Raw genomic sequence first — 26,914 nt, 5'->3', positions numbered from 1 at the left:
ATATGCGAATACCAGAACGTGGAGTGCTGGAGTTTAAAGCATATTGGGGGGAGTTTTACAATGTCGCTGGAACTTGCTGTTTTAACCGTTCATGCGCCAAGGATCTGTCATGAAGAGCAGGTGGCTGATTTCCAAAAGCCATTGGTGAAAGCGCTTAAACAGACAAAAGAAAGCTTGTATGGCGTAAAGCCGGATGTTGTCGTGATCGTTTCGACACACTGGATGTCATCATTTCACCACTTTGTGGATGCTACACCCACACATCAAGGGATATTGACTGCATTCGAGTGCCCGGAGCTGGTTTCAAACGTTCCGTACCGATATCCGGGTGACGCCCAACTGGCCTCGTTATTGGCTGAATCCGGCCAACAAGCGGGTCTGCAAGTCGTGAAAGTCAATGATCCTACGTATGTCTGGGATTATGGAACGGTCGTGCCGCTCCGGTATCTGGTGCCGCATGAAGATATACCGGTGATTGATCTGTCTGTGACCTGGGCAGCCACGCTTGAAGAGACATACAAGTGGGGACAGGTGATCGGAAAGGTGTTGCGGGAAAGTGAAAAACGAGCCGTATTTGTTTCCAGCGGAGCGCTCGCACACAACCTTGTGAGAGGTCCTGAAAAAATGCCGACAGTAGCCGAGCAGGCCCTCGATCATCAATTTATTGAATATTTGACGAGCGGCAATCTTGATTTGGCCTGGGAAATGCTCTCTCAATATGCAAAGGCGGCAGGCGTGGAGTCCGGCGGGCGCCATCTGGCGTTATTGCTGGGTGTGTTGAATGGCGAATACCGAGGGGATTTTCTGGCATACGGACAGTCTTCCGGCAGCGGGAATGTGGTGATGACATTTCAGTCGAATGCCGACTCATCGATCCAAGCGGATATGGGATTGGAACAGCAAGGCGCTTGACATGCGCATGCCGACAAAACAGTAACAGGATTTGTTTTTATAGAAGCTCCTTGCTACGAAAGAAGGAGCTTTTCATTTTGTATCGATAAGCTTCTAAGCCAACCTCGATTGTAATGTTCCATCTTTTTCGAATGAATCCAACCTTGTTTCGAATGAATCCAGCCATGTTCTCCTTATTAAATGTCACAAATTTTTCTGTTTACATTTACGATCCAATTCTATATTTTAAAAGTGAGTAATCACTCATTTTATGGAGTTGATGGTAGTGAAAATGAAACAAGCAGGACTTATATTGGGTCTGATGATTCCATTTCTTCTGGCAGGTTGCCAACAAAAACAGGTTTCCACCGTTTATTCGGGAACGATTGAAGGAACGGAGATGCCGATCCAAAGTGAACTTCCGGGAACGATTCAAACCATGATCGTGAACGAAGGAGCTTTTGTAAAAGCGTCACAACCCCTTGCCAAACTGGATGATCGCTCGTATCGAATAGGAGTTGAGGCAGCCAAGGCTGCCGTCGATGCGGCACAGGCCCAATTGGATGATAAAAAGGCAGGTGCCAGGACGGAAGAAATCCGTCAGGCATTGGCAAATGTAGAAACTGCACAGGCGATGAGAGAAGCGTCACAAAATCAGGTGCATGTATCCGACGATCAAGTCCAAATGCTTGCAGCCAATAAGCAAGCATTGGAAAGCAAGTGGGATGGAGCGAACAAAACATTGCAATATCAACAGGACCGCCTGCAACGAATGGTTTCCCTGCATAAGCAAAATGTTGTGTCACAACAAGAGGTTGACACAGTACAGGAGGCTGTCAATCAGGCACAGACAGAAGTCGACAACTTACATGCCCAAATCCAGGCGTTGGATGTTCAAATTACACAATCACAACACGCAGTACAGTCTGACATCGACAATGAGAAGTCAGCAAATGCGAACGTACAGGCGGCACAGGCGAAACTTGACTTATTGAAAGCAGGAAGCACAGAACATGTTCTGCAAGGCCTGTTGGCAAACGTGGAACAGGCCAATAGTCAATTGGATCTTGCAGAATTGAATGAGTCCAAAACAACGATTCTTGCGCCGGCGGACGGAATCATCCTGCGAAAAGATGTTGAAAATAGAGAGGTTGTCCAACCGGGTGCGACCCTTTATACACTTTTGGAATCAGGCCATCTGAAAGTTGTTGTATATGTGCCGGAAGCGCAGTTGAATCTGGTGAAAGTCGGAGAATCTGCGTCTATCTCAGTGGATGCCTATCCAAGCCAAATGTTTCAGGGCAAGGTGACACGAATTTCCAGCACAGCAGAATTCACACCGAAAAACGTGCAAACGCCAGACGAACGGACGAAGATGGTCTTTGCTGTCACGATTCAATTGACAAACGGCTTGGATCGATTGAAGCCAGGCATGCCTGCAGATGTCCGGTTTGTTGGCACGAAAGCGGGGGGCAAATGATGATAGAGTTACCCGTCATTGCTTGTGAACATTTGACCAAACGGTTCGGTCATCTGCTGGCTGTCGACAATATCTCGCTGACCATTGCCAAAGGAAGCATCGTTGGATTTTTGGGCCCCAATGGGTCGGGAAAATCGACTGTGATCCGGATGTTGAGCGGAATCCTGACGCCTTCATCGGGAAAAGGACAGGTATTGGGGTATGATATTTTGACAGAGTCGGAGAGGATCAAGCACAAGATCGGCTACATGTCGCAAAAATTCAGCCTGTATGAGGAACTGACTGTGAAAGAAAATCTTGATTTCTATGCGGGAATTTATGGCCTGCATGGGGCAAAAGCAAAACAAAGAAAAGAAGAATTGATTGCAATGGCCGGTCTTGCCGGCAGAGAGAAACAAGTGTCCGGATCTTTGTCAGGAGGATGGAAGCAGCGTTTGGCTCTTGCTTGTGCGCTCTTGCATGAACCTGATCTGCTCATATTGGATGAGCCGACAGCCGGCGTGGACCCGGTTTCCCGGCGTTTGTTTTGGAATGTCATCCGGCAGTTGGCGCGACAAGGCATTACCGTGTTGGTGAGCACACATTATATGGATGAGGCGGAAACTTGCGATCAGATCAGTTTTATCTTTTTTGGAAAATTGCTTATAACAGGCGCACCAAAGGCATTGAAGGAAGTAGCGCAAGTGGCTACACTTGATGATTTGTTTGTCCAGTTGGTGCAATCCCAGGAGAATCAGGAATTTCTTGGGGGTGGCTCGACACATGGCTAGGCCGTTCGCGAGTTTTTCATTTTCCCGTTTCCGTGCCATTGTAAAAAAAGAGTTCCTGCAACTCCGCAAAGACCGTGCAAGCCTGATGATTGCGATTTTCATGCCGATTTTTATGATCCTGTTGTTCGGATATGCGGTCAATACGGATGTGAATCATCTGCCCACAGGTGTCTGGGATCAGGCGAAAACCCAAGACAGCCGCGAACTGATCAAAGAGTTTACAAATACGCTGTATTTTGACCAGCTGTATTCGGTCGAAGGGTATGACAGTTTGCAATCGTTGATGGATCAAGGCAAAATCAAGGTAGGTATCGTGATTCCCAAAGACTATAGTTACAAGCTGGATACGGGAGAACCTGCTACCATCCAGATTCTGGTCGATGGTACAGACCCGAATGCCGCACGGACAGCGGTTTCCAATGCCCAGTTGATTACGCAAAATAAAGCGATCGTCCTGCAGAAAAATATACGGAATGGGCAAGGATTGATCATGTCAAGGATACCTTTGCAGGCGGAAGTCCGCGTGCTTTATAATCCGAATATGAAAAGTCTGATTTTTAATATCCCGGCTTTGATCGGACTGATTATGCAAAACGTAACGGTCATTTTGACAGCATTTGCCCTTGTCCGGGAGAAAGAACGGGGAACCATGGAGCAGTTGATCGTGACTCCGGTGCGTCCAAGCGAGCTGATTCTCGGCAAATTAGTGCCGTATGTTGGAATTGGTTTGTTTTCGTTCGTGATCGTATTGGCCACGGGAATCCTTTGGTTTGGCGTTCCTGTAAAAGGAAGCATCGGTTTGTTGACTGCTTTAAGCGGACTGTTCCTCGTGACGACATTGGCGATCGGAATCCTGATTTCTACCATTGCCAAGACGCAGTTGCAGGCGATGCAAATGGCATTTGCGTTTCTGTTGCCGAGTGTCCTGCTGTCCGGCTTCATGTTCCCGCGGGAAACGATGCCCCTTGTCATACAGTGGATCGGCGGATTGATTCCGCTCACGTATTTTTTGCAAATTCTGCGGGGAATTTTTTTGAAAGGAATTGGAATCGATATACTGTGGCGGGAAACCTTGTCATTGTCCGTATTTACTTTATTGGTTTGTCTTGCCGCCATCATGCGGTTTCGCAAGAAACTGGAATAGGAAACTGGAATCGAACAGAACTGCGGGAGACGTATTCAGCTTGAGAGGAATGATTCCTATCGAAAATCGGAATGTTTTTGACTCGACCATTGAAGAGATGTTGAATTCTCTAAAAAGCGAACAGAAAATGACGGAAAAACAGCGTCGGATTCTGCAAGCGGCAGTTCAGTTGTTTGCGGAAAAAGGATTTCATGCAAGTTCCACGAGTGAAATCGCCAAAAAGGCAGAGGTAGCGGAAGGTACCATTTTTCGTCATTTCAAAACCAAAAAGGATTTGCTTTATGCCCTTGTCGCACCGATGTTTATCAAATTTGCAACACCCATGATTCTGAAAGATCCGAAGCGAATTATCGGCGAGTCGGAAAAATCTGCTGCGCTTGTCCTGGAAGAATTGTTTGCAAATCGGTTTCAACTGTTTAACGAAAACTGGCCGCGCATCAAAATCATTTTACAGGAAGCGCAAATTCATCCGGAAATTATGGAAGCGCTGATTGAAAATATCGCTCGGCAAGCGCGAATTCTCGGCGGACAATTCGTGCAAGAACGCATGCAGGCAGGGGAATTTCGAGAACTTCCGATCCATGCCGTGACGCGTGCGATCTTTTCGACGATGCTTGGCTATTTATTCTTTGCACATGCCTTTCCAGAAGAAAGTGATGAAAAAACGGATATTCAGGAAATGGTTGATATTTTGTTGCACGGGATCAAGAAAACAGTTTAATAGTATACTATACGCTGATAGAATGAATACTTTCCGCTATCAGGTTTGGTATACTGTTACCATTCAGTCAGATACGAAAAGTGTCTTTGTGAAGTTTAGCAATTGCAAAAAGGAGTCATACGCATATGAGTCAAGAGTATTCAGGCGATTCTATTGTTGTGTTGGAAGGTTTGGAAGCCGTGCGAGTTCGGCCTGGGATGTATGTAGGCAGCACCAATGCAAAGGGACTTCATCACTGTGTTTGGGAAATCATCGACAATGCGGTAGATGAGCATTTGGCAGGGTTTTGTACGCGCATTGATGTGCGCTTGAATAAAGATGGCTCGTTGACTGTGCAAGACAATGGGCGCGGCGTTCCTGTAGAAATGAATGCAAAAATGGGCATGTCTGCTGCACGTATTGTATATACGGTACTGCATGCAGGAGGCAAATTCAACAATATAAACTATAAGACAGCAGGGGGGCTGCACGGTGTAGGTGCATCTGTCGTGAATGCCCTATCCAAGTGGATGAATGTGGAGATCCATCGCGGAGGAAAGATCTATCGGGATCGTTTTGAAAACGGCGGGCATCCGGTGGTTGAGTTGAAAAAAGGCTTGCTTCCGGCAGTCGGAAAGACGGATCAAACGGGCACAACCGTTACATTTATGCCGGATGATGCGATCTTTGAAACGGTGGAATTTAAACCGGATATAATCAAAAAGCGCATGAAAGAGTTGGCGTATCTCAACAAAGGTTTGGTGCTTGGCTTCACGGAGGAAGCGAGCGGAGAGACTGTCCAGTTTTATGAAAAGGATGGTATTGCCGGCTTTATTCGTGAGTTGAACAAAACCAAAGATGTGCTGCATAAAGATGTTGTCTATCTGACAGGAGAATCATCGGATATTGGGGTTGAAATTGCATTTCAATATACCAATGAGTATACGGAATCGATTCTATCCTTTTGCAACAACATCAATACGATTGAGGGCGGGTATCATGTCAGCGGCTTTAAGACAGCACTTACCCGTATTTTGAATCAATACGCGAGAGAACTAGGCGTATTGAAAGAAAAAGATGATAACTTTGACGGAAAAGATGTACGCAACGGCATTGCGGCAATCGTTTTAGTCAAGCATCCGAATCCACAATATGAAGGGCAAACGAAAACAAAATTGAATAACTCGGATGTACGTGGAGCCGTTGATGAAATTGTAGCAACAGAAGGGCCGTTGTTCTTTGACCGCAATCTGGAAATATTGAAAACCATTCTGGATAATGCCGTAAAATCCTTGAAGCTGCGAAAAGTGGAAGAAAAAGCGCGGGAAGGGTTTTTAGCGAAAGCTTCAACGATGACAAGCAATGGCAAACTTGCCGCTTGTCAAAGCAGAAAACCGGAAGAATGCGAATTGTACATCGTAGAAGGGGATTCCGCCGGAGGGACCGCAAAACTGGCAAGAGACAGAAAAACCCAAGCCATTTTGCCGATTAAAGGGAAGATCATGAATGTAGAGAAAAGCACCTTGGCGAAAATCATCGAGAATGTCGAGGTGGCATCGCTCATTACTGCGTTGGGATGCGGATTCGGCGAGGGATTGGGCGATGACTTTGATATCAGAAAGGCAAAGTATCACAAAATCGTCATTTTAACAGATGCTGACGTGGATGGAAGTCACATTCGGACATTGCTGCTCACATTCTTCTACCGGTATATGCCGGAATTGATTTATGAAGGATACATCTATATCGGGATGCCGCCTTTATACATGGTGACAAGCGGAAAAGACGTATCGTATCTGTACGATGATCGGGAACTGGAAGCATATCGGAAAAAAATCGGTCAAAAGAAATTTGCCTTGCAACGGTATAAAGGGTTGGGCGAAATGAACCCGGATCAATTATGGGAAACAACCTTGAATTCAAAGACCCGCCTGCTCAAACAAGTCTGTATTGAAGATGCGGTGCAAGCGGATGATATCACGAATATTCTCATGGGCAGCAAAGTTCCGCCTCGCCGTGAGTTTATTACGCAAAATGCCAAGTATGCAAACATCGATCTATAAGTGCGTGTTCAAAAAGTGGTTAAGTAAGACACAAGGAGTGTGAAGCCGAAGCACGAAAAGGCGACGGAGTGTACGTGTCTGGTACATGAGTAAGCCTTTTTGGGATTCGGCAAAGCAATCCGCCGTGGAGTTTTGACTACTTTTTGAACATCCTCTATAAGCGATGGATCGATAACGGAAGGAAACCCGGCAAGGCGTGATCCCTTGCTTTCTTTTTATACATACGAATGAACAGAGAGGATAGGAAATGGTGGTTGAACGGATTATACCAGTAGAGTATCAGGATGAAATGAAACAATCCTATGTGGATTATGCCATGAGCGTGATTGTCGATCGGGCATTGCCGGATGTGCGCGATGGCTTGAAGCCGGTTCATCGGCGCGTGTTATATGCGATGCATGAAATGGGCTTGCACCCATCCAGTCCATATCGGAAAAGTGCCAAGTTTGTCGGGGAAACCATGTCAAAGTATCATCCACACGGCGATGCTGCCATTTATGATGCGGCTGTCCGTTTGTCCCAAGATTTTAGCATGATGGCTCCATTGATTGACGGGCACGGAAATTTTGGTTCGATCGATGGGGATTCCGCGGCGGCCATGCGGTACACGGAAGCAAAGCTGTCCCTGATCGCACTCGAACTTTTACAGGACATCAAGTACAATGTCGTGGATACGCAACCGAACTTTGATAATTATGACGAAGAGCCTGTTGTGCTTCCTGCCAAATTTCCCAATTTATTAGTAAACGGTGCGGACGGCATTGCAGTCGGGATGGCAACATACATCCCGCCGCATAATTTGACGGAAGTGATCCAGGCGGTTATTGAATATATCAAAGACCCTTCTGTTTCGCTTGCGAAATTGATGAAGCATGTGAAAGGACCCGATTTTCCGACGGGAGGCATCATTACAAATAAGAGTGAGCTTTCATCCATCTATGAAAAAGGAAGAGGAACCGTTCGGATTCGGGCAAAGATTGAAGAGGAAGATACGGGATATGGAAAAACGAATCTTGTGATTACGGAAGTTCCGTTTACTTGGTCGGGCAATAAGAGCCGGCATATTGAAAAAATTTACGAAATGGCAAGAGATCGAAAGCTCGATGAATTGTCCGATATACGGGATGAATCTTCGAAAGATGGGATTCGCATTGTTTTGGAAGTCAAACGGGGCGTAAACATCGAAAACTTCTTGAATAAGCTGTACAAGAAAACTCCACTGGAAGATACGTTGTCCGTCAATATGCTGTGTCTTGTCGATGGGGCGCCGATGACCCCAACGCTGAAGGAAATGATTCATTATTTTGTGGAATTCCAGAGAGAAATTACGCTCAAAAAATACAATCATTTGCTGGCAAAGGCAAAAGACCGTCAAGAAGTATTGCTTGGCTTATTGCGGGCGATTGATGTGATCGATACGATCATCGAAGTGCTGCGGGGAAGCCGCGATGTAAAAATGGTCCGCGCTTGCCTGATGCATGGCGCCATTGAAGGGATTCGGTTTAAGAGCAAACGCGCCGAAAAAGAAGCGGCAAAACTTGCCTTCACGGAACGGCAGGTGGACGCCATTTTAGGCATGCGGCTGCAAAATTTGATTCAGTTGGAAGTCCATCAGGTCAGCGAAGAATTGGACGAAACATTGAAACACATTCAATCGTATGAAGACATTGTAACAAAAGAAGATGTGTTGCTGGGAACCATTAAAGAATATTTGACAGCCATCAAAAAACAATTCGGGAGCAAGCGAAAAACGGAAATCGTGGATATTGAGACGGCAGACTATGTGGAAGAAATCAAAGAAGAAGAATGGATTGTATTAGTGGATCGCTTCGGGTATGTGAAAACAACCGATGTTGCGAACTACAAACGGTCAGGGGAGGATACCCAAAAAGAATTTTCGTTTGCCTGTTCAGCTCTCAACATCGGCAAAGTCGGCTTTCTTACGAGCAAGGGGAACTTTTGTCAGACGAAAACAATGAGTTTGCCAAAAGGCAAAATGAAGGACAAAGGGGTGCCGTTGGATACGATCTTTAAAATTTCCAAAGACGAGAGTGTCGTATGGATGGGAAGCGTTGAAGAGCTCCTGTCGAATCAATGGTTGTTTGTGACAAAGCGTGGAATGGTGAAAGTTGTAGCGGGTGTGGAGTTTGACAGCAACCGCAGTTTCATTGCCGCAACCAAACTGGATGACGGGGATGAAGTCGTGTCTGTAAAACTCGTCCAATCCAGTTATGGCGAACAAGTGGTATTGCTTACGAATCACTCGAACGCTTTAAAATTTGCAACGGAAAGTCTTTCGATCCAAAAGAAACAAAGCAAAGGTGTAAAAGGCATCGAATTGCAAGAATCCGAATTCGTCGCAGAAGTCTGGATGCTGCAAAAGGGAGAAACGCTAACGATATCTTGGAAAAACGATGATATTGACCTGCATTCTATCAAAGTGAAAAAACCAGGGCAAAAAGGCGGAAAATTGAAAGGTAAAGAAAGTGAAAGAATATAAACAAAGGTAAAGAATGTCTGATCGAATGCTTTCTTATGGCTGATTGATTTCTTGCAGGAAGTTCAGTCAAATGGAGTTTCAAATGTAATATGTATTACCAAAAGAGAGGGTAAGCGAATGATTTTCATCAAATCGCTCCCTTTCTTTTTGCAAACGTTTATCGAAACTTAAGTTAGGCTTGGCATGCTGTTTAGTATGCCAATGTAAACAGGCCGCGAATGTGTGACAAGTAACGCATATTGCTCGCTTCCTTCATGAGCGATGCTGGCTTGCCCTTGAGGCGGATTTGATTCGAACCGACTGTTCCAATGGCATCTTTTCTGCCCAAGCTTGCCAATGTTCCGGAAAAGACCGGTTGAAACTCTTGCATTGTGCTGTCTTTGAGATACGCAAACATGTTGTAGCCGACCGTTTCACCCATTTGCCAGGAAATTTGTGCGGTAGGCGGGTATGGACGTTCACTTCCCGGAGCGAACACAACCGCACTGTCGCCAGCCAAGAATACGTCTTTGTGGGATGTAGATTGCAGATAGGCGTTTACCGTAGCACGTCCGCGATTGACTTCAATTCCGGAATTCGCTACAACGGGATTGCCCTGAACGCCACCTGTCCAAACCAATGTCTTCGTTTCAATGACAGTGCCATCTTTTAAATGTACGAGAGACTCTTCCATCTGTGTAATCGGCACGCCGGTCAAAAATTGCACGCCGCGAGCCTGCAAACTCGATTGGGCACGGGCAATCAACTCGGGTGCAAAACCTGTCAGAATGGAAGGCATTGCTTCTACGTTCAACAGGGAAATTTCATTGCGGTCGATCCCATATTTCAGACATAGCTGCGGCAGCACATCTGCAATTTCACCGACCAGCTCAATGCCTGTGAGACCGCCGCCCCCGACAACAATCGTACCGTCCGCTTTATTTTTTGTTTTGCTGTAATCCTTGATTCGCGCTTCAATGTGTTCGCGGATGCGATTGGCATCGTGTATGGATTTTAAAACAAAGCTATGCTCTTGAAGGCCCGGGATGCCAAAGAATGCCGTTTCGCTGCCAAGTGCGACTACAAGTAAATCATACGTCAATTTCGAACCGTCAGCGAGGGATACGCTATGCTCATTTGGCGTAATTTCCTGCACAGTTCCAATTTTCAAGTTTATGTTTTTGCCGCGCAATAATTTATCCAATGGCAATGCTACAGCTTTCTCTGACAGGGTGCCGGCAGCCAACCGATGGAGTTCCGTAATGATTTGGTGTGACGGAACCCGATTCACCAATGTGATAGCAGCCTCGTCGGCAGTGAGGTATTCGCGTGCTGTCAATGCGCTTAACAACCCGCCATATCCGCCGCCCAAAATGAGTATATGTTTTGCCATGTATATCCTCCGTTCATTATTTGCTTGCTCTTTTAATCTGTTGCACCTGTATTATTTTTTTTGTTCCGACAAAACGTTTAAGAACGCTTGTGCAAAGCGAAATGTCTGCTGTACTTGCGGATCTTTTAGCATGCGCAAAAGACCGAACACGCCGATGGTGGATTGGTCTGCCTGAGCTCGATCGTTTGCTTCGATTGCGGCTGCTGCCAATTCTTTTACTTTTCCTTCGACTGGTTTTATGAATTCACGGATGCCGCCGGCAAAGTCCTCGATCAGTACGCGATCCGTAGCGATCATTTGCGTCAAGTCGTAAGCTTTGGTGAGAAAGGACACCATTTCTGTCAATTTAGGCAGACTTTCTATCAATACAGTCAGAGATTCTTGTACTTCTGGCTTCAATAATTGTTCCAGCAGGACATCCTCTGTGATAAAATTTCCATTCGACTCTGCAGCCGTATTTGTATTGTCCAGAGTAGATACGTTCTGCGCCGGTTTTTCTAGCGTAGATGTTTCAGACATGTGCAATTTCCCCTTTACTTTGAAAATAGGATTTGAGTCCAATCGAATTATGAAATCATACTTCGTTTACCAGATTCTATGACTCTATAAAGTATATGACTGACTTTATAACTTTGCAATATTTTTCACAAGAGAAATATTCTATAGTAATTCGCTGTTATCCATTTATATCTATTTACCAAAGGGAGAAAATAAGGTATTCTTGTCCCTGGCATGATGTACCCTCTACTTTGGATTGGACAGTAATCGTTTGCTTGTACTTTCTATTGTAGAGGTTTTTTTTTGTTTCAAAAATGTTCACGTGAACAAAAATATATTGTCATTTCGTTCTAAATTGATTACTATATTAATAAAATATATTGTTCACGTTAACATATATTGATTTACTAAGCAAATAAGCGAAAGAATGGTGAATTTTATGAAACGGTTTATGGATGAAAACTTTTTGCTATCGAACGAAACAGCAATACGCTTATACAACAATTATGCGAAAGATATGCCGATTATCGACTATCACTGCCACTTAAGCCCGAAGGAAATATATGAAAATAAACGATTCAAGAATATAACGGAAGCATGGTTGTACGGAGATCACTACAAATGGAGAGCCATGAGAAGTAACGGCATAGATGAAAATTACGTTACCGGGGATGCAAGTGACTATGATAAATTTATGGCATGGGCGAAAACAGTGCCTATGACGATCGGGAATCCGCTTTACAATTGGACGCATTTAGAGCTTCAAAGATTTTTCGGCATCCACGATATTTTAAATGAAGAGACCGCTCCTGCCATTTGGGAAAAAGCCAACGCATTACTAAACCAGGAAGGTTTTGCTGCAAGGGATTTGATTAAAAACTCGAATGTTAAAGTTGTATGTACGACGGATGATCCTACTGATTCGCTGGAATTTCATAAAAAACTCAAGGAAGACAATGATTTTGATGTAACCGTTCTCCCGGCTTTTCGACCAGACAAGGGACTGGAAATCAATCGAAATGGCTTCGTGCTTTGGGTTGAAAAACTTGGGCAAGTATCTGGGGAACCGATCAATAGCTATGATCAATTTTTGGAAGCGCTCGCAGCAAGAACGAGTTTCTTCCACTCCGTTGGATGCAGAGTATCCGATCATGCATTAGATTATGTGCCGTATAAAGAAGCCTCTAAACAAGAAGTTGCCAATATTTTTGCAAAAGCTTTAACAGGCGAAGCAGTAAGTGTCGAAGAGGAGCAGAAGTATAAGACATTTACGTTGCGATTCTTGGGTAAAATCTACTCGAAGCTAGGCTGGGCCATGCAATTTCATATCAATGCGTTTCGCAACAACAATACCCGCATGTATGAAAAACTGGGGCCGGATACGGGATATGATTGCACCAATGACAACAGCATTGCGTATCCGCTCTGCAGTTTATTGGACGCTTTAGAGGTTGAAAATGCTTTGCCTAAAACCATTTTATATTCTGTAAATCCAAAGGATTATTCAGTAATTGCCAGTATGCTGGGAAGCTTTCAGGGTGACGGTATACCGGGGAAAATACAGTTTGGATCTGCATGGTGGTTTAATGATACAAAAGACGGCATGATCGAACAGATGAAGACATTGGCAAATGTTGGGCTTTTCAGTCGTTTCATCGGAATGTTAACAGATTCCAGAAGTTTCTTATCGTACACAAGACATGAATATTTCAGAAGACTCGTTTGTAATGTCATCGGAGAATGGGTAGAGAATGGGGAAGCGCCAGATGATATGGAACTTCTCGGAAGTATCGTTCAAGGGATTTCTTATAATAACGCCAAGGAATATTTTGGGTTTTAACTAAAAAATGAACTCCCTCGCGTATTCGCAGTCAAGAGGGAGTTCTTATTTACGTTCAGGTTAGCTATCGGATAAAATTTTTTGCGTTCTTGAAGGCAGTTGCTTGTTAAAAAGGAAGGTACTTACATGGGCGTAACGATTAAAGATATAGCAAAATTGGCAAACGTATCACATACAACGGTTTCTCGGGCATTGAATGACAGTCCGCTCATAAAAGAGGAGACAAAAGACAAAATAAAAGCTCTGGCAAAGCAACTGAATTATGTTCCGGATTATAATGCCAAAAGTCTGGTACTACAAAAATCGTATACGATCGGACTGTTTTTCACTACCATAAATCAAGGAACATCACCAAGTTTTTTCTACGAAACGGTTCGAGGAGTCAATAGTGTCATAACGGAGGACTATAATTTGGTTGTAAGAGGCATCGATGCATATAACGATTTTTCGGCTATTAATGACAAGAGGTTTGATGGAATTATCTTAATGAGCCAAAGTGATGAGGATAATGCATTGATTTATTCTGTTTTGCAAAAAAAAATACCGCTAGTTGTTTTAAACAGAGAATTGGAAGAAAATTCGATCATCAATATATTGTCGGATGATCAAGTAGGGTCTTTTAAAGCTGTAAAATATTTAATCGAAAATGGACATAGAAATATAGCCATTATTGAAGGGAAAGAAGGATTTAAATCGACAAAGGAAAGAAGAGATGGTTTTCTTAAAGCTTTTATTGACCATAAATTACCGGTAACGAAGGAATATATGGTTAGAGGAAACTATGACATGGAAAGTGGATATAGGGCAATGGAGCAGCTTTTATCTCTGCAAAACGTACCGACTGCCGTATTTTGTTCGAATGACGACATGGCTGTGGGAGCTATGAAAGCGGCATTTGAAAATGGGCTCACGGTTCCAAATGATATTTCAATTATGGGGTTTGATGATATCGGATTTTCGAATTATACCACACCTGCATTGACTACCGTAAAAAGGCCAATTGAAGAAGTAAGCAGAAAAGGCGGAGAAAAATTATTGGAATTAATGGACAAGCAAACCGATAAAGGAGAAAAAATGTATATCAATACGGAGCTTGTCATAAGAGATTCTGTTTGCAAGCGAAAATAAAACATAGGAAGTGTGTATGATACTAAGGCTGTTGAGGAAATTTTACCTCAACAGTCTTAGTATCATGGATGGGAGCCAGCTTTTATGTACGGAAATATTTTCCTTGTTAATGAACGAGTCGTTCGATCCGCTTTTTCTTCCATGACCATCGATAGTACGAATATTGTAAAGATAGACTGATGATGAATGCAGCTGGATATCCAACCCATATCCCTTGAATGCCAAGGCTGCTGAAATGTGAGAGTGCGTAAGCCACGGGAACTTCCACACACCAAATGGATAGAATGCTGAATACAGTTGGCCAGAGCACAGTTCCACTCGCACGCATGGTAGCAGTAATAATCTGCGCATGGCCAAAAATCAAGTAACTCCACAGTGTGATCATGAGCAGGCTATGTGCGATATCAAGGGTATGTTTGCTCGTGAGGAACCATGATAGAATATCCTGCGAGAACACATAGACAAGTATGATTAATACACCGCCGATGATATAGTTAAGCAGCACTCCAGCCCGAATCACTTGCTTGAGGCGGTCAAACTGATTCCCCCCGATCGACTGTGCGGCAAATATGGAGACTGTAATGCCCAGACTGATTGCCGGCATCTGTACATAACTCGCCACCTGATTCACTGCGCCATACGCTGCGGTCGCATCGGATCCAAAACGATTCACGAATGTGATGACGGCAATTTCCGATAATGATACGAGTATCATGTTGATACTTGATGGAATGCCAAGGCGCAGCAGCAATTTTAACAATCCAAGATCCATCCGAAGGTGTTGCCGAACGGATGCATCAAATTGCAGCGGATGTTTTATTTTTCCCAGGTAGACAAGCATTACGGCAAATGTCAGTATGGTTGATATCACGGATGCGTAGGCAGCCCCGTAAATACCGAATTTTGGGAGACCCAGCTTGCCGAAGATCAAAAGCGGCAACAGCCCTACATTGAGCGCCGTACTGACAATAAGAAAGTAAAAGGGTGTCTTGGAATCACCTGTACCACGCATAAAGGTGGTATATGCAAAGTACAAAAACAAAATCGGCATCGACCAAAATAAGATTCGCGCATAGTGAACACTGACGGCAATGATATTTTCCGGTGTGCCTATTAGGCGCAGCACATCCCAGGTGAACAGACCGCCAATCAATGCCAATACCACTCCGAGAATGAATGTAAACGTGAGCGTTGTCCCGACAATTGCCTTTAAGCGCTCTTCATTACGTGCGCCATATGCTTGGCCGATCAAGATGGAACTGCCTGAACCTACGCCGATGGTGAAAGAAACGAGCAGAAAAAATAATGGAAAGAAGGCCGAAATTGCAGCCAAGGCATTTACGCCAAGCCAACGGCCGACAATCACACTGCCGACCAATTGACCAATGGATTGCAGGGCATTGCTAAGAATCAAAGGTAAAAGAAACATGAACATGGTGCGCCATATGGGTTGGCTGCCAATTCCCTTACTCTGCGCATTCGTATCGTTTTTGTTTCTATCGAAGGGTGATTTCAAATTTCATATCTCCTTTTCATGTGTGAACACATGTTTAACATAAATCGTTTTCCGTTTAATGTATTCCTATTCATCGTGCTTTCAATAATAATTTTCTGGTTTTTGATGTTTTAAATTTGATATACGCCGGCAACGGAATTCGAGTCTTTATAAAGTTGTTTTATTTCTTTTTTACGATTCATGCTCAACTACTCCTTTATTGCAGCATCACTTTTTAGCCAATATTGGTTTCCATCAGACTTTCTATCTAAAAAACCGTATTCGATTAAATATCTCCTCAATGTGACATAATCATCATATACATGTTTCAATATCTGATTGATTTCCTTCTCATTATAGGTTTGTTCACTTTGAAACCGCTTTGCGATTTGTCGGAGGACAATCAGCTTATGTTTTTCCTTTAAGGGGAAGGTTTTTAAGGATCCATCGATACTTTCAGGAAAGTATTTCTTCAATATTTTTTCGTTTTCTTCCAGAGTAACATTGTAGCGGTCATCGATCATCCTGGCCGTTTTATGAGGGGCTAAGAAAGCCGATCGTTCCTTGATTAAGGAAAAATCGGCTTTATCAGGCAATTACCTGTTTTGCGGTTTATGGCGGATAAATATGCCAAAAACAATTTCCTCAAAAACCTTTTGGCGGGCAGCAGGAAGAGCGCTCAAAAAGCTCGCTTTCTACAAAACTCTTTTTCGCATCTAAGTTTTGATGTTCAATTATGGTTAGCAATGATTCCACAATACTGTCAGAAATCTTCTCAATTGGCGCACCGACTGCCGTTACAGGAATCTCCAGATTCTCCATTTGCGGAATGTTGTCATAACTAATTAATGAAATATCATTCGGAATTTGCAGTTTCGCTTCATGGATCGCCCGGATAATTCCAACGGTTAGATCATAACTTCCGCTGATGACAGCAGTTGGGTGGTATTCTGATTCAAGTAAAGATTTTGCAGCTTGATAGCCTGCTTGCCAACTTAACCCTAGTGAATCTGTTGCCATTTGCGGGTGTGATAGCAAGCCGTATTTCATAATCCCCTCCATGAATCCGATATATTTCTCTTGTTGATTGATCTTGCGGGACAAGTCTCCGATATACGAAATTCGACGATGTCCTAAATTTGTAAGATATTGAACGGCCTTGAGAATTGCCTGTCTGCGGTCTACCGTAATGGTAGGGAATTTTGAAGCTCCTAATTCTCCGTAACAGAGAATTGGTACAACGGATGACGTTACTTCTGTATTTTGTTCCGGTTGTTCCTCATCGAACAAGAGAATAGCATCCACTTGAAAGCGATTAAAAAGTTTAATGGCGGAATCAATTGGATTAATGGAAAGGATCATCGAGTATGAATGTTGTTCAAGTTTGGAATTGATTTGGGTTGCAAGTGTCGAGAGCGCCAATCGTTCCACTGTAGGCCAAAGAACACCGATCGTATTGCTTTTTTTCGAGACTAAGCTTTGTGCTGCAAAATTTGGTTGATAGCCTAATTGTGTTGCAATATTTAAAATCTTTGATTTTGTCTTTTCTTTTACAAGCGGACTATCGTTTAATGCTTTTGAAACAGTGGAATAACTAACGCCGGCCATTCGAGCGATGTCCTTGATCGTCACGTTCATTTATTTATTTCCTCCAACCATTGAATACATCTTGACTTTATTTCATTTAAACGTTTTCATAAATAAATAAAATAGCGTTTTCATACTATATATTTTAAACGTTTTCTATAAAAAAATAAATCATAAAAATGGATGTTGATAAAATTTTATGAATACTATAGAATCATAAATGAAAACGTTGTTATTTTTTTTAATGAAAACTGAAAGCGAATTCAGGTGTATGAATTTCAGGAGGGGTTTAAATGAAAACGTGGTGACATGCATGTTCTTTGGCGGAATCACCGGATCGGCGGTTGCCGATGCATCATCCATCGGTTCGATTATGATTCCAATGATGGAGAAAAAAGGATATGCCAAAGATTACTCGGTGGCTGTAACGTGTACGGCATCCATTCAAGGTGTGATCGTACCGCCAAGTCACAATCTGATTTTGTATTCATTGGCAGCAGGCGGCGTTTCCATCAGCGCTCTCTTTATGGCTGGGATTATTCCAGGCGTGGTGCTTTGTTTGGCATTGATGATCGCGAGTTATGTGATCGCGGTTAAACGGAATTTTCCAAAAGGAGAATCGATTCCAAAAGAAAAATGGCGTTCCGTCATTATTCAGGGCCTTTTGAGTTTGACAACGGCATTGATCATTAAGTACAGTTTGGGATCATCCTCATGTTAAATCTCGGGATTGGCTTGCTGCACCCTCCGGTCGGAAGCGAACCTTTTGTCGGTTGCTCGATTGGCGGAATTTCCATGGAACAAAGCTTTAAGGCGATGCTGCCGCTCTTGGGAATTTTATTGATTGTTTTGCTTGGGATTACCTATATCCCAGGGATTACGATGGCTTTGCCACATTTATTTGTACATTGATCCATGTGCAGGAGATCGATGGAACGGGCAGATTCAATGTGGAAAAATCGGGAGTTGGAGGAAATGTCATGGACAGGTTGAATCGGGAGTTAGCTGTTGCCGGCCAACTTCTCTCTTCGAATGTAGATTATCTAAGCCTTCCGGAAAAAGTTCTGCAGTTTGGCGAAGGGAATTTTTTGCGAGGATTTGTGGATTGGATGATCCATGAATTAAATAAAAATCAAGTATTCAATGGCAGAATTGTTGCAGTGCAGCCGACCCCGCATGGGAAGGTTGTGCCAAAACTAAATGCACAAGATGGACTTTACACAGTCGCTTTACGCGGAATACAGAATGGGGAAGTCGTCGATACAAGAGAAGTCGTCTCTTCCATTTCTCGTGGAATCAATCCATATGCAGATTGGGGAAAGGTTTTGGATGCGGCCGCAGACCCGAATATCGAAGTGGTAGTTTCCAATACTACAGAATCAGGTTTGAAGTATATGCAAGAAAATTTTTATGCGGATCAATCTCCCGTTTCATTTCCAGCGAAACTTACCGCTTGCATGTTTCATAGATTTCAAGTATGCAATGGGAATCCCAGCATGGGCTGGTTCATTATCCCGTGTGAACTCGTTGAAGATAATGGGGACGTTCTAAGGGATTTGGTGCTTGCAATTGCCGAAGATTGGAAGCTGCCGGGTCGTTTTAAGGAATGGGTAGTCGACCATAATTTTTTCTGCAATACATTGGTGGATCGTATTGTGACAGGGTTTCCTCGAAATAATCCGGAAACGTTTCAAGAGGAACTTGGCTACGAGGATGAGTTGCTGACGGCCGGTGAACCGTATCATTTATTTGTGCTTGATGGAAATGATGGGATACAAGAAAAACTCCCCTTCCACAAAGTCGGTTTACATGTGCATTGGGGAGATGTTACGCCATTTCGTGAATTGAAAGTGAAAATTTTAAATGGAGCACATACTTTGATCTGTCCGGCAGGGTTTCTAAGCGGCAAAGAGACAGTCCAAGAGGTGATGAGCGATCCAAACTTCGAGGCATTTGTAAAAAAGGGAATGTATGAGGAGATTTTACCTGTCCTGCAGTTCGCGGACGGCACGAAAAACGAGTTTGCCGCATCTGTCCTCGATCGCTTTAGAAACCCGTTTAATCCACATCACTTGCTTGATATATCGTTGAATAGCATAGCGAAGTTTAAAACACGACTCTTGCCCACACTTGTTCAATATGTAGAAAAGTTTGCTGACATACCGGCCGCGATTGCGTACTCTTTGGCTTCCCTGATCTATTTTTATAAAAGTGTTCGAGCGGAGGATGGACAATTCACAGGGAATTGTATTCAAGGAGAATATTTGATCCGCGATAATAAAGAGGTTCAGCAATTTTTTTATGATACATGGAACGATAGTGAAAACATGATCGTACTGGTTGATAAAGTTTTATCAAATGAAACGTTATGGGATATGGATTTACTAGCGATTCCCGGATTAAAAGAAGCTGTTCTGTCACATCTGGAACATATCGCAAACGGTGGCATTGATATCGCTGCTGTTTTATAGGAAATCTGATCGATTCCGTCTATGAATTCAAGTAAACAATATTGGCATAAAACGGCCAGACATGTTAATTTTGTAATGAAGGTGCGAAATTATGAATCAAGATTTTATTCAAATACATCCATCGGATAACGTGTTTGTAGCTTTGCGGGATGTTTCAATGGGTGAAAACATTCATTTTAACAACGTCGAAATTGAAGTATTAGAGAATATTCCCAAAGGACATAAAATGGCGATTCGCGAGATTCCAAATGGCGAAGATGTCATCAAATATGGGTATTCCATCGGGAAATCTCTGCAACGAATTATGCCGGGATCCTGGGTTCATGTGCAGAATCTGAAAAGCGGATTAAAAGGCGTGCTGGAGTATACCTATGAGTCTGCTCCGGCTCAGGCATCTGCACAATCCGATTCTCCAATCAATCCAAGAACGTTTATGGGGTTTGTGCGAGACAATGGAGAAGTCGGAATTCGAAACGAGATTTGGGTCATCAATACGGTCGGCTGCATCAATAAAACATGTGAAGCCGTTGTACGCATGGCGAATCAACAATTCAAGGATCGTTCTTTCGATGGCGTGTATCATTTTCCACACCCGTTTGGCTGCTCCCAATTAGGTGACGACTTAAAGCATACGCAATTGATTCTTTCAAGCTTGGTCAATCATCCGAATGCCGCCGGAATTCTCGTGATCGGCTTGGGATGCGAGAATAACCATATCGCCGAATTTAAAAAAGTGTTAGGAGCATATGATCCTAGACGGGTGAAGTTCCTCTCCGCACAAAGTGAGCAAGATGAGATCGAAGCCGCTCTGGCACAGATGGAGGAATTGGTCGCATACGCAGAGACATTTTCCAGACAACCCGTTCCCGTCAGCAAACTGAAAGTCGGTTTAAAATGCGGCGGGTCGGATGGATTTTCAGGCATTACGGCAAATCCTTTGGTTGGCGCATTCTCCGATCTGCTTGTAAGTCATGGAGGTACGACGATTTTAACGGAAGTGCCAGAGATGTTCGGCGCGGAAACGATTCTGATGAACCGTGCGGCAACCGAAACCGTATTCGAAGATACCGTTCAGTTAATCAACGGGTTTAAGGAATACTTTCTGTCGCATGGACAGGAAGTGTATGAAAATCCGTCACCCGGAAATAAAGAAGGCGGCATCACCACATTAGAAGAAAAATCTCTAGGCTGTACACAAAAGGGCGGAACGAGTCAAGTCGTCGATGTGACTTCCTACGGCAAACGCGTACAAAAACAGGGGTTGAATTTGCTGCAAGCGCCGGGAAATGATTTGGTCTCGGTAACTGCCCTGACGGCAGCAGGTGCGCACATTGTGTTATTTACAACCGGTCGCGGAACTCCTTTTGGCGGCCCTGTCCCGACTGTCAAAATCTCCACAAACACGGCGTTATATGAAAGAAAACCCAATTGGATCGACTTTAATGCCGGACAGCTTATTGATGGAGTTTCCATGAATCAATTGAAAGCGGACTTCTTAGAATATGTCTTGCAAGTGGCATCCGGTGAAAGAGTTACAAACAACGAAAAAAATGGATATCGGGAAATCGCGATTTTTAAAGATGGCGTCATTTTGTAATAAACGTAAACCTGTAACAAACGTAAGGAAGTGTGAATCATATGCCAGAACTGATTACATTTGGAGAAAGCATGGTATTGCTGACGCCGCCGAACATTGGCGCACTTGAGGATGCGGGCGTGTTTATACGCTCCATGGGGGGAGCCGAGTCCAATTTTGCCATTGGGGCGGCAAGACTTGGGGCTTCCGTAGGCTGGTTCAGCCGTTTGGGAAAAGACCCTTTTGGCATGTATATGCTAAAAAAAATACGTGGGGAAGGTGTGGATACATCCAGGGTGGTATTTGACCCGTCCTATCCAACTGCGCTCATGTTGAAAGAGCTGAAAGCAACAGGCAATCCGAATGTCTATTATTACCGCAGAGGTTCGGCATTTAGCCAAATGAGTCCTCGGGATTTGGATGAATCCTACATTGCCGAAGCAAAAATCCTTCATATTACCGGGATCACGCCTGCGCTTAGCGACGGCTGTCGGGAAACAGTCTTTGCGGCACTGGAAATGGCCAAACGCAACGGGACAAAGGTCAGTTTTGATCCGAACATTCGCCTGAAGCTGTGGTCAATCGAAGCGGCGCGCAAGGTTCTTTTCGAAATCGCATCGCGTTGCGATTACTTTTTACCTGGTGAAGAAGAGTTGAAACTGCTGTTTGACACAGATGAGCGGGAACAATGGATAAAACGCATCATCGAAATGGGTGTGCCCTGTACCGTTGTCAAGCTGGGGGAAGAAGGGTGCATGCTGTTTGAAAATGGTCATGGTACTCCGATCCCCGGATATACCGTTGCCCGAGTGGTCGATACGGTTGGCGCCGGCGATGGATTTGCGGCAGGATTTTTGTCTTCCGTCCTGCGCGGCTTGAGTTTGGACAAAGCGGCAAACGCGGCAAATGCCGTTGGCGCTCGCTGTGTCACATTCCATGGGGATATGGAAGGATTGCCGACATTTGAGGAACTTGCAACATTTATGGGCACACGAGGATCCGAAGTGGAACGTTAAGCGTTGAAATGATAAGGAGTTGCAGCCAACGTGAAAAAATGGCATGTTTTGAATCAGATTGCCAATCAGAAGGTTGTCGCCGTATTGCGGGGGAATTCTGCAGAGCAGGTGGAACAGTTTGCGAATTCCTGCATCCAAGGCGGGGTCAAGGCGATTGAGATTACGTTTACAGTCCCGCAAGCGCTCCGTTGCATTGAGAGATTGGCAGAGCAGTATGCGGACGACGATGAAGTAGTGATTGGAGCAGGCACAGTATTGGATGCTGAGACGGCGAGGCTGGCCATTCTTGCCGGAGCGCAGTTTGTCGTAACACCATACTTGAATGAGGAAGTCATAAAAGTTTGCCATCGCTATCAAGTGCCTGTGATGCCGGGAGTGATGACAATCAAAGATGTGGTGGCAGCATTAGAAAGCGGCGCCGATATCATCAAGTTGTTTCCGGGAGAGATGGCAGGCCCGAAGATGATCTCCGCCATCAAAGGCCCGATTCCGCAAGCGAGCCTGATGCCCACTGGCGGCGTCAATCTGGAAAACATACAGGAATGGTTTGCGGCAGGCGCTATCGCCGTTGGAATTGGCGGTGATTTGACGAGAGAAGCGTTGAAAACCGGGAATTATGACAGTATTATGGAAAAAGCGCAAGCGTACAAAGCGAAAGCGGCTGAATGTTGATGTATGAGTCTATAAAAAAATCCCCGTTCAACCCTGTATGGTGTGAATGGGGATTTTCTTCTCTAAAAAATAGATAACACAACGAGGACGAGCGATAAGACAACCAAAATAAAAATGGTGAACCAGCCGATGATATTGTTCCACTTCTTGTTTGTAAATTTGCCCATAATCTCTTTGTTGTTCACCAAAAGCATCATACATATTAATACGATCGGCAAAAGGATCCCATTGATTCTTTGCGACCACAAAGTAATGGCAATCAGCGGCGCATTTGGGATCAGTATGATGCTTGCGGAAAGAATCAAAATAATGGTATACAAAATATAGAATTGAGGCGCTTCTTTCCATTTTTTTTCGATTCCCGCTTCAAAACCGAACGCTTCACAAACATAGAATGCAGTGGCAACAGGCAAAATGGTTGCTGAAAATATGGAAGCAATAAAGAGGCCAAAAGCAAACACTTGCGAGGCCATTGCACCAGCGAATGGTTTCAAAGCGACAGCGGCATCTTTTGCATCATTAATCTGTGTACCATGGCCATTGACAAAAAGAGTGGAGCCGCATGCAACCATGATAAAGAAAGCTACAACAACCGTTGCAATACAGCCAACTACAATATCCCATATGGTGTATTTATAATCCTCGGGAGTCAATCCTTTTTCGATCACTGCCGATTGCATGTAAAACTGCATCCACGGGGCAATCGTTGTTCCCACTAATCCGATCACCATCGAAATGGAATCAAAGTTCACCGGTACATGTGGATGAATCACAGCGGAACCAATTTCCGACCAATGAGGCTTTCCCATTAATGCAGAGAAAATATAGGACAGCAGTGCAACACTGAAAATCAAAAATATTTTTTCCGCAAATTGATAATTGCCTTTCACCACAAGCAGCCAAACGCCGATGGCAGTGAGCGGGATGGCGATATATTTGCTGACTCCAAATACCTCCATACTTCCCGCAACTCCGGCGAACTCTGTCATTGTATTGCTGATGTCGGCAAATAACAGGCCGATAAAAATAAAAAATGTTACTTTTACGCCCGCATTTTCCCGGATCAGGTCGGCAAGGCCTTTTCCTGTGACAATCCCCATCCTTGCGTTCATTTCCTGCACAATTAAAAGAACGATAAAAGCCGGGATCAATGTCCAAATCATATTATACCCGTACATGGCGCCTGCAGCCGAATACGTGGTGATTCCGCCGGCATCATTATCCACGCTTCCGGTAATAATGCCAGGGCCAAGAAGGGCCATAAAAGTCAGAATTTTTGACCACATGCTATGGTTTTTTCTCATGCCAGTCCCTCCTTCCCGGCTATTTTCTCCGTTTCGATTTGATGAAATCATAAAACACGTCATTGATGATGACTGTTCCAACAAGTACTTTTGTCCGATCGATGACAGGAATCGCAAGCAAGTTGTATTTTGAGATCCTCTCGACGATTTCGTCCATGTCGTCGTCGTCATATACGGAAATCACGTCACGATTCATAATCCTGTGCAAAGGTTGTTCCGGTTCGGCAACCACCAAGTCCCGCAAGGAAACATTCGCTGCGAGCCGGCCATCATGATCGACCACGTACAAATAATACACGCTGTCTGGTTCAGGCTTTATCCTTCTAAGTTCAGCAAACACTTCCTGTACTGTAATCGTCTCATGAAACGAGATAAAATCGGTTGTCATTAAACTTCCGACACTCTTTTCGGGATATCCCATGAGTTCTCGAACTTCAGCAGACGCTTCTTTTTCCATCTCGATTAAGATCTTGTTTGCTCGCTCCGCTTCAAGCTCCTCCAAAATATCTGCAACTTCATCGGCGGGCATTTTCTCCAGCATATCTGCTGCCTTTTCGACAGACAGGCTTTCCAGTACGTTTACTTGTACTTCCGTTTCCAATTCTTCCAGCACGTCTGCCGCTTTCTCATCGTCCAAGGAAGAGAAGATGGCGAGTTGCGAGGAGCGATCCAAATCTTCTAAAATGTCGGCCAAGTCAGAAGGATGCAGAGTGGACAATTTGGCATAGCTTTTTGAGAGCTTGATTCCCCGATTTGTAAAATCGATCGCTTCGACCTCATCCCACAGCAATAAGTTGCTGGGAACGGTAATTCGAAATGGTTTCAACAACTCTTTCAGTGGCTTGGCCACGCCAAGCCTGCGTAAAAAACCTTCAAATCCTACATCGACCGCGACCGTATACGTACCATTTGACAATACGACAAGTCGCAAGTCGTTTACCCTGACAACCTTTCTGCCATACATGTCCACAATTTGTTTATCCAGCACATGTTTTACAAGAAAAAGTGTGTGAAGCTTACTAAGCTCCATGTCATGCAAAGCAGTGCATTGAATGTGGTACTGTTGATTCTTCTTTGTGATCGAAACGTTTGAAAAATCGATGATCCGAATGCTGCCGTTATTCTTGATTTTTATTGCGATAACTTTGGGACGTCTGGAATCCAGATCAACAATCATATCCAACAATTTGCCAATTGGTTTTTGATCATTTGTATAAATGGTATTGCCGACAACTCTGCTCAAATAAAATGTCGTGCCAAATTTCATGTTCACATCCTCCTACAATTGACTATAATGTACCCTCCCTAATTTATTTCATGAAGTCCTGCTATCCATCATTTCCAAAAACAGTATAAAGCGAACACATGATAAACAAAAAAACCCCTGAACAATCTCAGGGGGACATGACGAATCACGGAAGCATAAAAAATATGCAGCGATATTGAACATCCCCCTAGTTGAGCTTTGGCACTACACAACGTCAAGCTTTCGCTTAGCCACATTAAGTAAAGCCTTAATCCGGCAATACCTGTTCAACCCATTGGCGTCTTTCGACGTTTCTGGGTAGTGGCGTGTATTTGTATAGAAGCCTCACCTAACAAGAACTAATTTTTCCAGAGCAACCATATCACGTAGAAGGGAACAGTGTCAAGATAATTTTGTATGTATTATGAAATTATTTCAATTAAATACGAAACGATTTCATGCTATAGTAGTAGATGGTGATGAATTGTGAATGAATGGGAACGATATGGTTCTTGTATCCGTGAACTCTTGCAGCAAAAAAACATGACAGCAGAAGAACTTGTAGACTTTATCAATCAACATGGAAGAATTACCACAAACAAAACAGCACTCTCCCGCATTATGACCGGGAAGAAAATGCCTTCCGCCGCGGAGGCGGAACTGCTTGCGCAAGCGTTGGAAGCACCGTCGCTTTTGGAAGCCTATCGACTCTTGCAGGAATACTCCACCAACAATGATCCTGCGACCGCCCTTTTATTTTATGAATCGGTAGATCGTGTGTCGAATGAAGATGGTGCAAAGGAGCCGATTACGGAGCCGGAAATCGACTATCGTTTGCTCTATCAAATCCTGACAAAGTTGTATCGGTCTTGTTTGTCCCATGACGTTTCGACACAAGTAAAAGACGGATTTTTAAGCAAATTGGCTCAGGTGCGCGGTTTTGGTGAAATGTTAGAGCGGCTTAAGATCATGTATCATTGTTTCCTTTTTGGCAAAAGCGTTTCCGTTCAAGATCGGGCATGGCTGGCGGTTGCGATATTATATTTTATTTCACCCATTGATTTGATTCCTGATTATCTTTTGCCGTATGGGTATATTGATGACTCGATGGTTGTTGGATTTGTATTTTACAAGCTGCATTCATTATTAACGGAATAATGA

At 43.9% G+C, this 26,914-nt stretch carries 23 protein-coding genes and 1 riboswitch; of the genes, 16 read left to right on the top strand and 7 right to left on the bottom strand.

Features of this window, described 5'->3' with window-relative positions; genetic code table 11:
* The first annotated feature begins 60 nt into the window (after positions 1 to 60).
* From LSG31_RS21160 to LSG31_RS21130, 7 genes are all read left to right on the top strand, one after another.
* Positions 61 to 912, top strand: coding sequence for a DODA-type extradiol aromatic ring-opening family dioxygenase (locus tag LSG31_RS21160; RefSeq protein ID WP_347437012.1), 852 nt, complete (start codon positions 61 to 63; stop codon positions 910 to 912).
* 271 nt (positions 913 to 1,183) lie between these two features.
* Positions 1,184 to 2,371, top strand: coding sequence for an HlyD family secretion protein (locus tag LSG31_RS21155; RefSeq protein ID WP_347439576.1), 1,188 nt, complete (start codon positions 1,184 to 1,186; stop codon positions 2,369 to 2,371).
* On the top strand, positions 2,371 to 3,141 hold the full coding sequence (locus LSG31_RS21150) for an ABC transporter ATP-binding protein (RefSeq protein ID WP_347437011.1): 771 nt from the start codon (positions 2,371 to 2,373) through the stop codon (positions 3,139 to 3,141). Before LSG31_RS21155 ends, LSG31_RS21150 begins: the two co-directional genes overlap by 1 nt.
* A complete protein-coding gene (locus tag LSG31_RS21145) occupies positions 3,134 to 4,285 on the top strand; it encodes an ABC transporter permease (protein ID WP_347437010.1) in 1,152 nt (383 codons plus the stop codon). The genes LSG31_RS21150 and LSG31_RS21145 overlap by 8 nt, the downstream gene beginning before the upstream one ends.
* Positions 4,286 to 4,334: 49 nt before the next feature.
* Entirely contained in the window at positions 4,335 to 5,006 is a 672-nt protein-coding gene (locus LSG31_RS21140; protein ID WP_347439575.1) for a TetR/AcrR family transcriptional regulator, read from the top strand.
* A gap of 125 nt (positions 5,007 to 5,131) precedes the next feature.
* Positions 5,132 to 7,048, top strand: a complete 1,917-nt coding sequence (locus LSG31_RS21135) for a DNA gyrase/topoisomerase IV subunit B (protein ID WP_347437009.1) — start codon at positions 5,132 to 5,134, stop codon at positions 7,046 to 7,048.
* Positions 7,049 to 7,295: 247 nt separating this feature from the next.
* Positions 7,296 to 9,548 (top strand): DNA gyrase/topoisomerase IV subunit A, encoded by a 2,253-nt coding sequence (locus LSG31_RS21130; protein WP_347437008.1) that lies wholly within the window; start codon positions 7,296 to 7,298, stop codon positions 9,546 to 9,548.
* A gap of 190 nt (positions 9,549 to 9,738) precedes the next feature.
* On the opposite strand, the gene LSG31_RS21125 is transcribed toward LSG31_RS21130, so the two are convergent.
* Complete coding sequence (locus tag LSG31_RS21125; RefSeq protein ID WP_347437007.1) at positions 9,739 to 10,920, bottom strand: NAD(P)/FAD-dependent oxidoreductase; 1,182 nt, start codon at positions 10,918 to 10,920, stop codon at positions 9,739 to 9,741.
* A gap of 51 nt (positions 10,921 to 10,971) precedes the next feature.
* Positions 10,972 to 11,439: a helical membrane plugin domain-containing protein gene (locus LSG31_RS21120; protein ID WP_347437006.1), complete on the bottom strand. Its 468-nt coding sequence runs from the start codon at positions 11,437 to 11,439 to the stop codon at positions 10,972 to 10,974.
* A 418-nt stretch (positions 11,440 to 11,857) separates the two neighbouring features.
* Here LSG31_RS21120 and uxaC point away from each other — a divergent pair, with 418 nt between their 5' ends.
* Positions 11,858 to 13,258: a glucuronate isomerase gene (gene uxaC / locus LSG31_RS21115; protein WP_347437005.1), complete on the top strand. Its 1,401-nt coding sequence runs from the start codon at positions 11,858 to 11,860 to the stop codon at positions 13,256 to 13,258.
* Between the two features lie 126 nt (positions 13,259 to 13,384).
* Positions 13,385 to 14,386 carry a LacI family DNA-binding transcriptional regulator gene (locus tag LSG31_RS21110; RefSeq protein ID WP_347437004.1) on the top strand — a complete coding sequence of 334 codons (1,002 nt, stop codon included), beginning with the start codon at positions 13,385 to 13,387 and terminating at the stop codon, positions 14,384 to 14,386.
* 106 nt (positions 14,387 to 14,492) lie between these two features.
* Here the strand turns inward: LSG31_RS21110 and LSG31_RS21105 are convergent, their stop codons facing one another.
* The 3 genes from LSG31_RS21105 to LSG31_RS21095 all read right to left on the bottom strand — a co-directional run bounded on the left by LSG31_RS21105 (position 14,493) and on the right by LSG31_RS21095 (position 17,519).
* Complete coding sequence (locus LSG31_RS21105; RefSeq protein ID WP_430734219.1) at positions 14,493 to 15,902, bottom strand: MATE family efflux transporter; 1,410 nt, start codon at positions 15,900 to 15,902, stop codon at positions 14,493 to 14,495.
* 188 nt (positions 15,903 to 16,090) lie between these two features.
* The gene (locus LSG31_RS21100) at positions 16,091 to 16,477 is read right to left on the bottom strand and encodes a DUF2087 domain-containing protein (protein WP_347437003.1); all 387 of its coding nucleotides are present in this window, start codon (positions 16,475 to 16,477) and stop codon (positions 16,091 to 16,093) included.
* 49 nt (positions 16,478 to 16,526) lie between these two features.
* Positions 16,527 to 17,519, bottom strand: a complete 993-nt coding sequence (locus LSG31_RS21095) for a LacI family DNA-binding transcriptional regulator (protein WP_347437002.1) — start codon at positions 17,517 to 17,519, stop codon at positions 16,527 to 16,529.
* Between the two features lie 250 nt (positions 17,520 to 17,769).
* Here LSG31_RS21095 and LSG31_RS21090 point away from each other — a divergent pair, with 250 nt between their 5' ends.
* The 6 genes from LSG31_RS21090 to LSG31_RS21065 all read left to right on the top strand — a co-directional run bounded on the left by LSG31_RS21090 (position 17,770) and on the right by LSG31_RS21065 (position 23,203).
* Positions 17,770 to 18,189 (top strand): TRAP transporter large permease subunit, encoded by a 420-nt coding sequence (locus LSG31_RS21090; RefSeq protein ID WP_347437001.1) that lies wholly within the window; start codon positions 17,770 to 17,772, stop codon positions 18,187 to 18,189.
* Positions 18,183 to 18,380: a TRAP transporter large permease subunit gene (locus LSG31_RS21085; protein WP_347437000.1), complete on the top strand. Its 198-nt coding sequence runs from the start codon at positions 18,183 to 18,185 to the stop codon at positions 18,378 to 18,380. Before LSG31_RS21090 ends, LSG31_RS21085 begins: the two co-directional genes overlap by 7 nt.
* Before the next feature lie 68 nt (positions 18,381 to 18,448).
* Positions 18,449 to 19,939 (top strand): tagaturonate reductase, encoded by a 1,491-nt coding sequence (locus tag LSG31_RS21080; protein ID WP_347436999.1) that lies wholly within the window; start codon positions 18,449 to 18,451, stop codon positions 19,937 to 19,939.
* A 91-nt stretch (positions 19,940 to 20,030) separates the two neighbouring features.
* Complete coding sequence (locus tag LSG31_RS21075; protein WP_347436998.1) at positions 20,031 to 21,536, top strand: UxaA family hydrolase; 1,506 nt, start codon at positions 20,031 to 20,033, stop codon at positions 21,534 to 21,536.
* A 41-nt stretch (positions 21,537 to 21,577) separates the two neighbouring features.
* A complete protein-coding gene (locus LSG31_RS21070) occupies positions 21,578 to 22,531 on the top strand; it encodes a sugar kinase (protein WP_347436997.1) in 954 nt (317 codons plus the stop codon).
* Positions 22,532 to 22,561: 30 nt separating this feature from the next.
* Entirely contained in the window at positions 22,562 to 23,203 is a 642-nt protein-coding gene (locus LSG31_RS21065) for a bifunctional 2-keto-4-hydroxyglutarate aldolase/2-keto-3-deoxy-6-phosphogluconate aldolase (RefSeq protein ID WP_347436996.1), read from the top strand.
* 62 nt (positions 23,204 to 23,265) lie between these two features.
* Here the strand turns inward: LSG31_RS21065 and LSG31_RS21060 are convergent, their stop codons facing one another.
* Together LSG31_RS21060 and LSG31_RS21055 are read right to left on the bottom strand one after the other, a co-directional pair.
* Complete coding sequence (locus tag LSG31_RS21060) at positions 23,266 to 24,507, bottom strand: Nramp family divalent metal transporter (RefSeq protein WP_347436995.1); 1,242 nt, start codon at positions 24,505 to 24,507, stop codon at positions 23,266 to 23,268.
* Between the two features lie 19 nt (positions 24,508 to 24,526).
* Complete coding sequence (locus tag LSG31_RS21055; protein WP_347436994.1) at positions 24,527 to 25,774, bottom strand: magnesium transporter; 1,248 nt, start codon at positions 25,772 to 25,774, stop codon at positions 24,527 to 24,529.
* 177 nt (positions 25,775 to 25,951) lie between these two features.
* A riboswitch (M-box (ykoK) riboswitch) is annotated at positions 25,952 to 26,117 on the bottom strand.
* Between the two features lie 122 nt (positions 26,118 to 26,239).
* On the opposite strand from LSG31_RS21055, the gene LSG31_RS21050 reads away from it, so the two are divergent.
* Positions 26,240 to 26,911: a DUF1232 domain-containing protein gene (locus LSG31_RS21050; RefSeq protein ID WP_347436993.1), complete on the top strand. Its 672-nt coding sequence runs from the start codon at positions 26,240 to 26,242 to the stop codon at positions 26,909 to 26,911.
* Positions 26,912 to 26,914: the final 3 nt, after the last annotated feature.

The sequence above is a fragment of the Fodinisporobacter ferrooxydans genome, assembly GCF_022818495.1.
In the GTDB taxonomy this organism is placed as follows: domain Bacteria; phylum Bacillota; class Bacilli; order Tumebacillales; family MYW30-H2; genus Fodinisporobacter; species Fodinisporobacter ferrooxydans.
Note: the sequence above shows the minus strand (reverse complement) of the source record. Positions and strands in the feature narration are given on the sequence as shown.

Excerpts from the sequence above, each read along its gene's own strand:
- LSG31_RS21160 (WP_347437012.1), top strand. The coding sequence starts at position 61 with ATGTCGCTGGAACTTGCTGTTTTAACCGTTCATGCGCCAAGGATCTGT.
- LSG31_RS21155 (WP_347439576.1), top strand. The coding sequence starts at position 1,184 with ATGAAACAAGCAGGACTTATATTGGGTCTGATGATTCCATTTCTTCTG.
- LSG31_RS21150 (WP_347437011.1), top strand. The coding sequence starts at position 2,371 with ATGATAGAGTTACCCGTCATTGCTTGTGAACATTTGACCAAACGGTTC.
- LSG31_RS21145 (WP_347437010.1), top strand. The coding sequence starts at position 3,134 with ATGGCTAGGCCGTTCGCGAGTTTTTCATTTTCCCGTTTCCGTGCCATT.
- LSG31_RS21140 (WP_347439575.1), top strand. The coding sequence starts at position 4,335 with ATGATTCCTATCGAAAATCGGAATGTTTTTGACTCGACCATTGAAGAG.
- LSG31_RS21135 (WP_347437009.1), top strand. The coding sequence starts at position 5,132 with ATGAGTCAAGAGTATTCAGGCGATTCTATTGTTGTGTTGGAAGGTTTG.
- LSG31_RS21130 (WP_347437008.1), top strand. The coding sequence starts at position 7,296 with ATGGTGGTTGAACGGATTATACCAGTAGAGTATCAGGATGAAATGAAA.
- LSG31_RS21125 (WP_347437007.1), bottom strand. The coding sequence starts at position 10,920 with ATGGCAAAACATATACTCATTTTGGGCGGCGGATATGGCGGGTTGTTA.
- LSG31_RS21120 (WP_347437006.1), bottom strand. The coding sequence starts at position 11,439 with ATGTCTGAAACATCTACGCTAGAAAAACCGGCGCAGAACGTATCTACT.
- uxaC (WP_347437005.1), top strand. The coding sequence starts at position 11,858 with ATGAAACGGTTTATGGATGAAAACTTTTTGCTATCGAACGAAACAGCA.
- LSG31_RS21110 (WP_347437004.1), top strand. The coding sequence starts at position 13,385 with ATGGGCGTAACGATTAAAGATATAGCAAAATTGGCAAACGTATCACAT.
- LSG31_RS21095 (WP_347437002.1), bottom strand. The coding sequence starts at position 17,519 with ATGAACGTGACGATCAAGGACATCGCTCGAATGGCCGGCGTTAGTTAT.
- LSG31_RS21085 (WP_347437000.1), top strand. The coding sequence starts at position 18,183 with ATGTTAAATCTCGGGATTGGCTTGCTGCACCCTCCGGTCGGAAGCGAA.
- LSG31_RS21080 (WP_347436999.1), top strand. The coding sequence starts at position 18,449 with ATGGACAGGTTGAATCGGGAGTTAGCTGTTGCCGGCCAACTTCTCTCT.
- LSG31_RS21075 (WP_347436998.1), top strand. The coding sequence starts at position 20,031 with ATGAATCAAGATTTTATTCAAATACATCCATCGGATAACGTGTTTGTA.
- LSG31_RS21070 (WP_347436997.1), top strand. The coding sequence starts at position 21,578 with ATGCCAGAACTGATTACATTTGGAGAAAGCATGGTATTGCTGACGCCG.
- LSG31_RS21060 (WP_347436995.1), bottom strand. The coding sequence starts at position 24,507 with ATGAGAAAAAACCATAGCATGTGGTCAAAAATTCTGACTTTTATGGCC.
- LSG31_RS21055 (WP_347436994.1), bottom strand. The coding sequence starts at position 25,774 with ATGAAATTTGGCACGACATTTTATTTGAGCAGAGTTGTCGGCAATACC.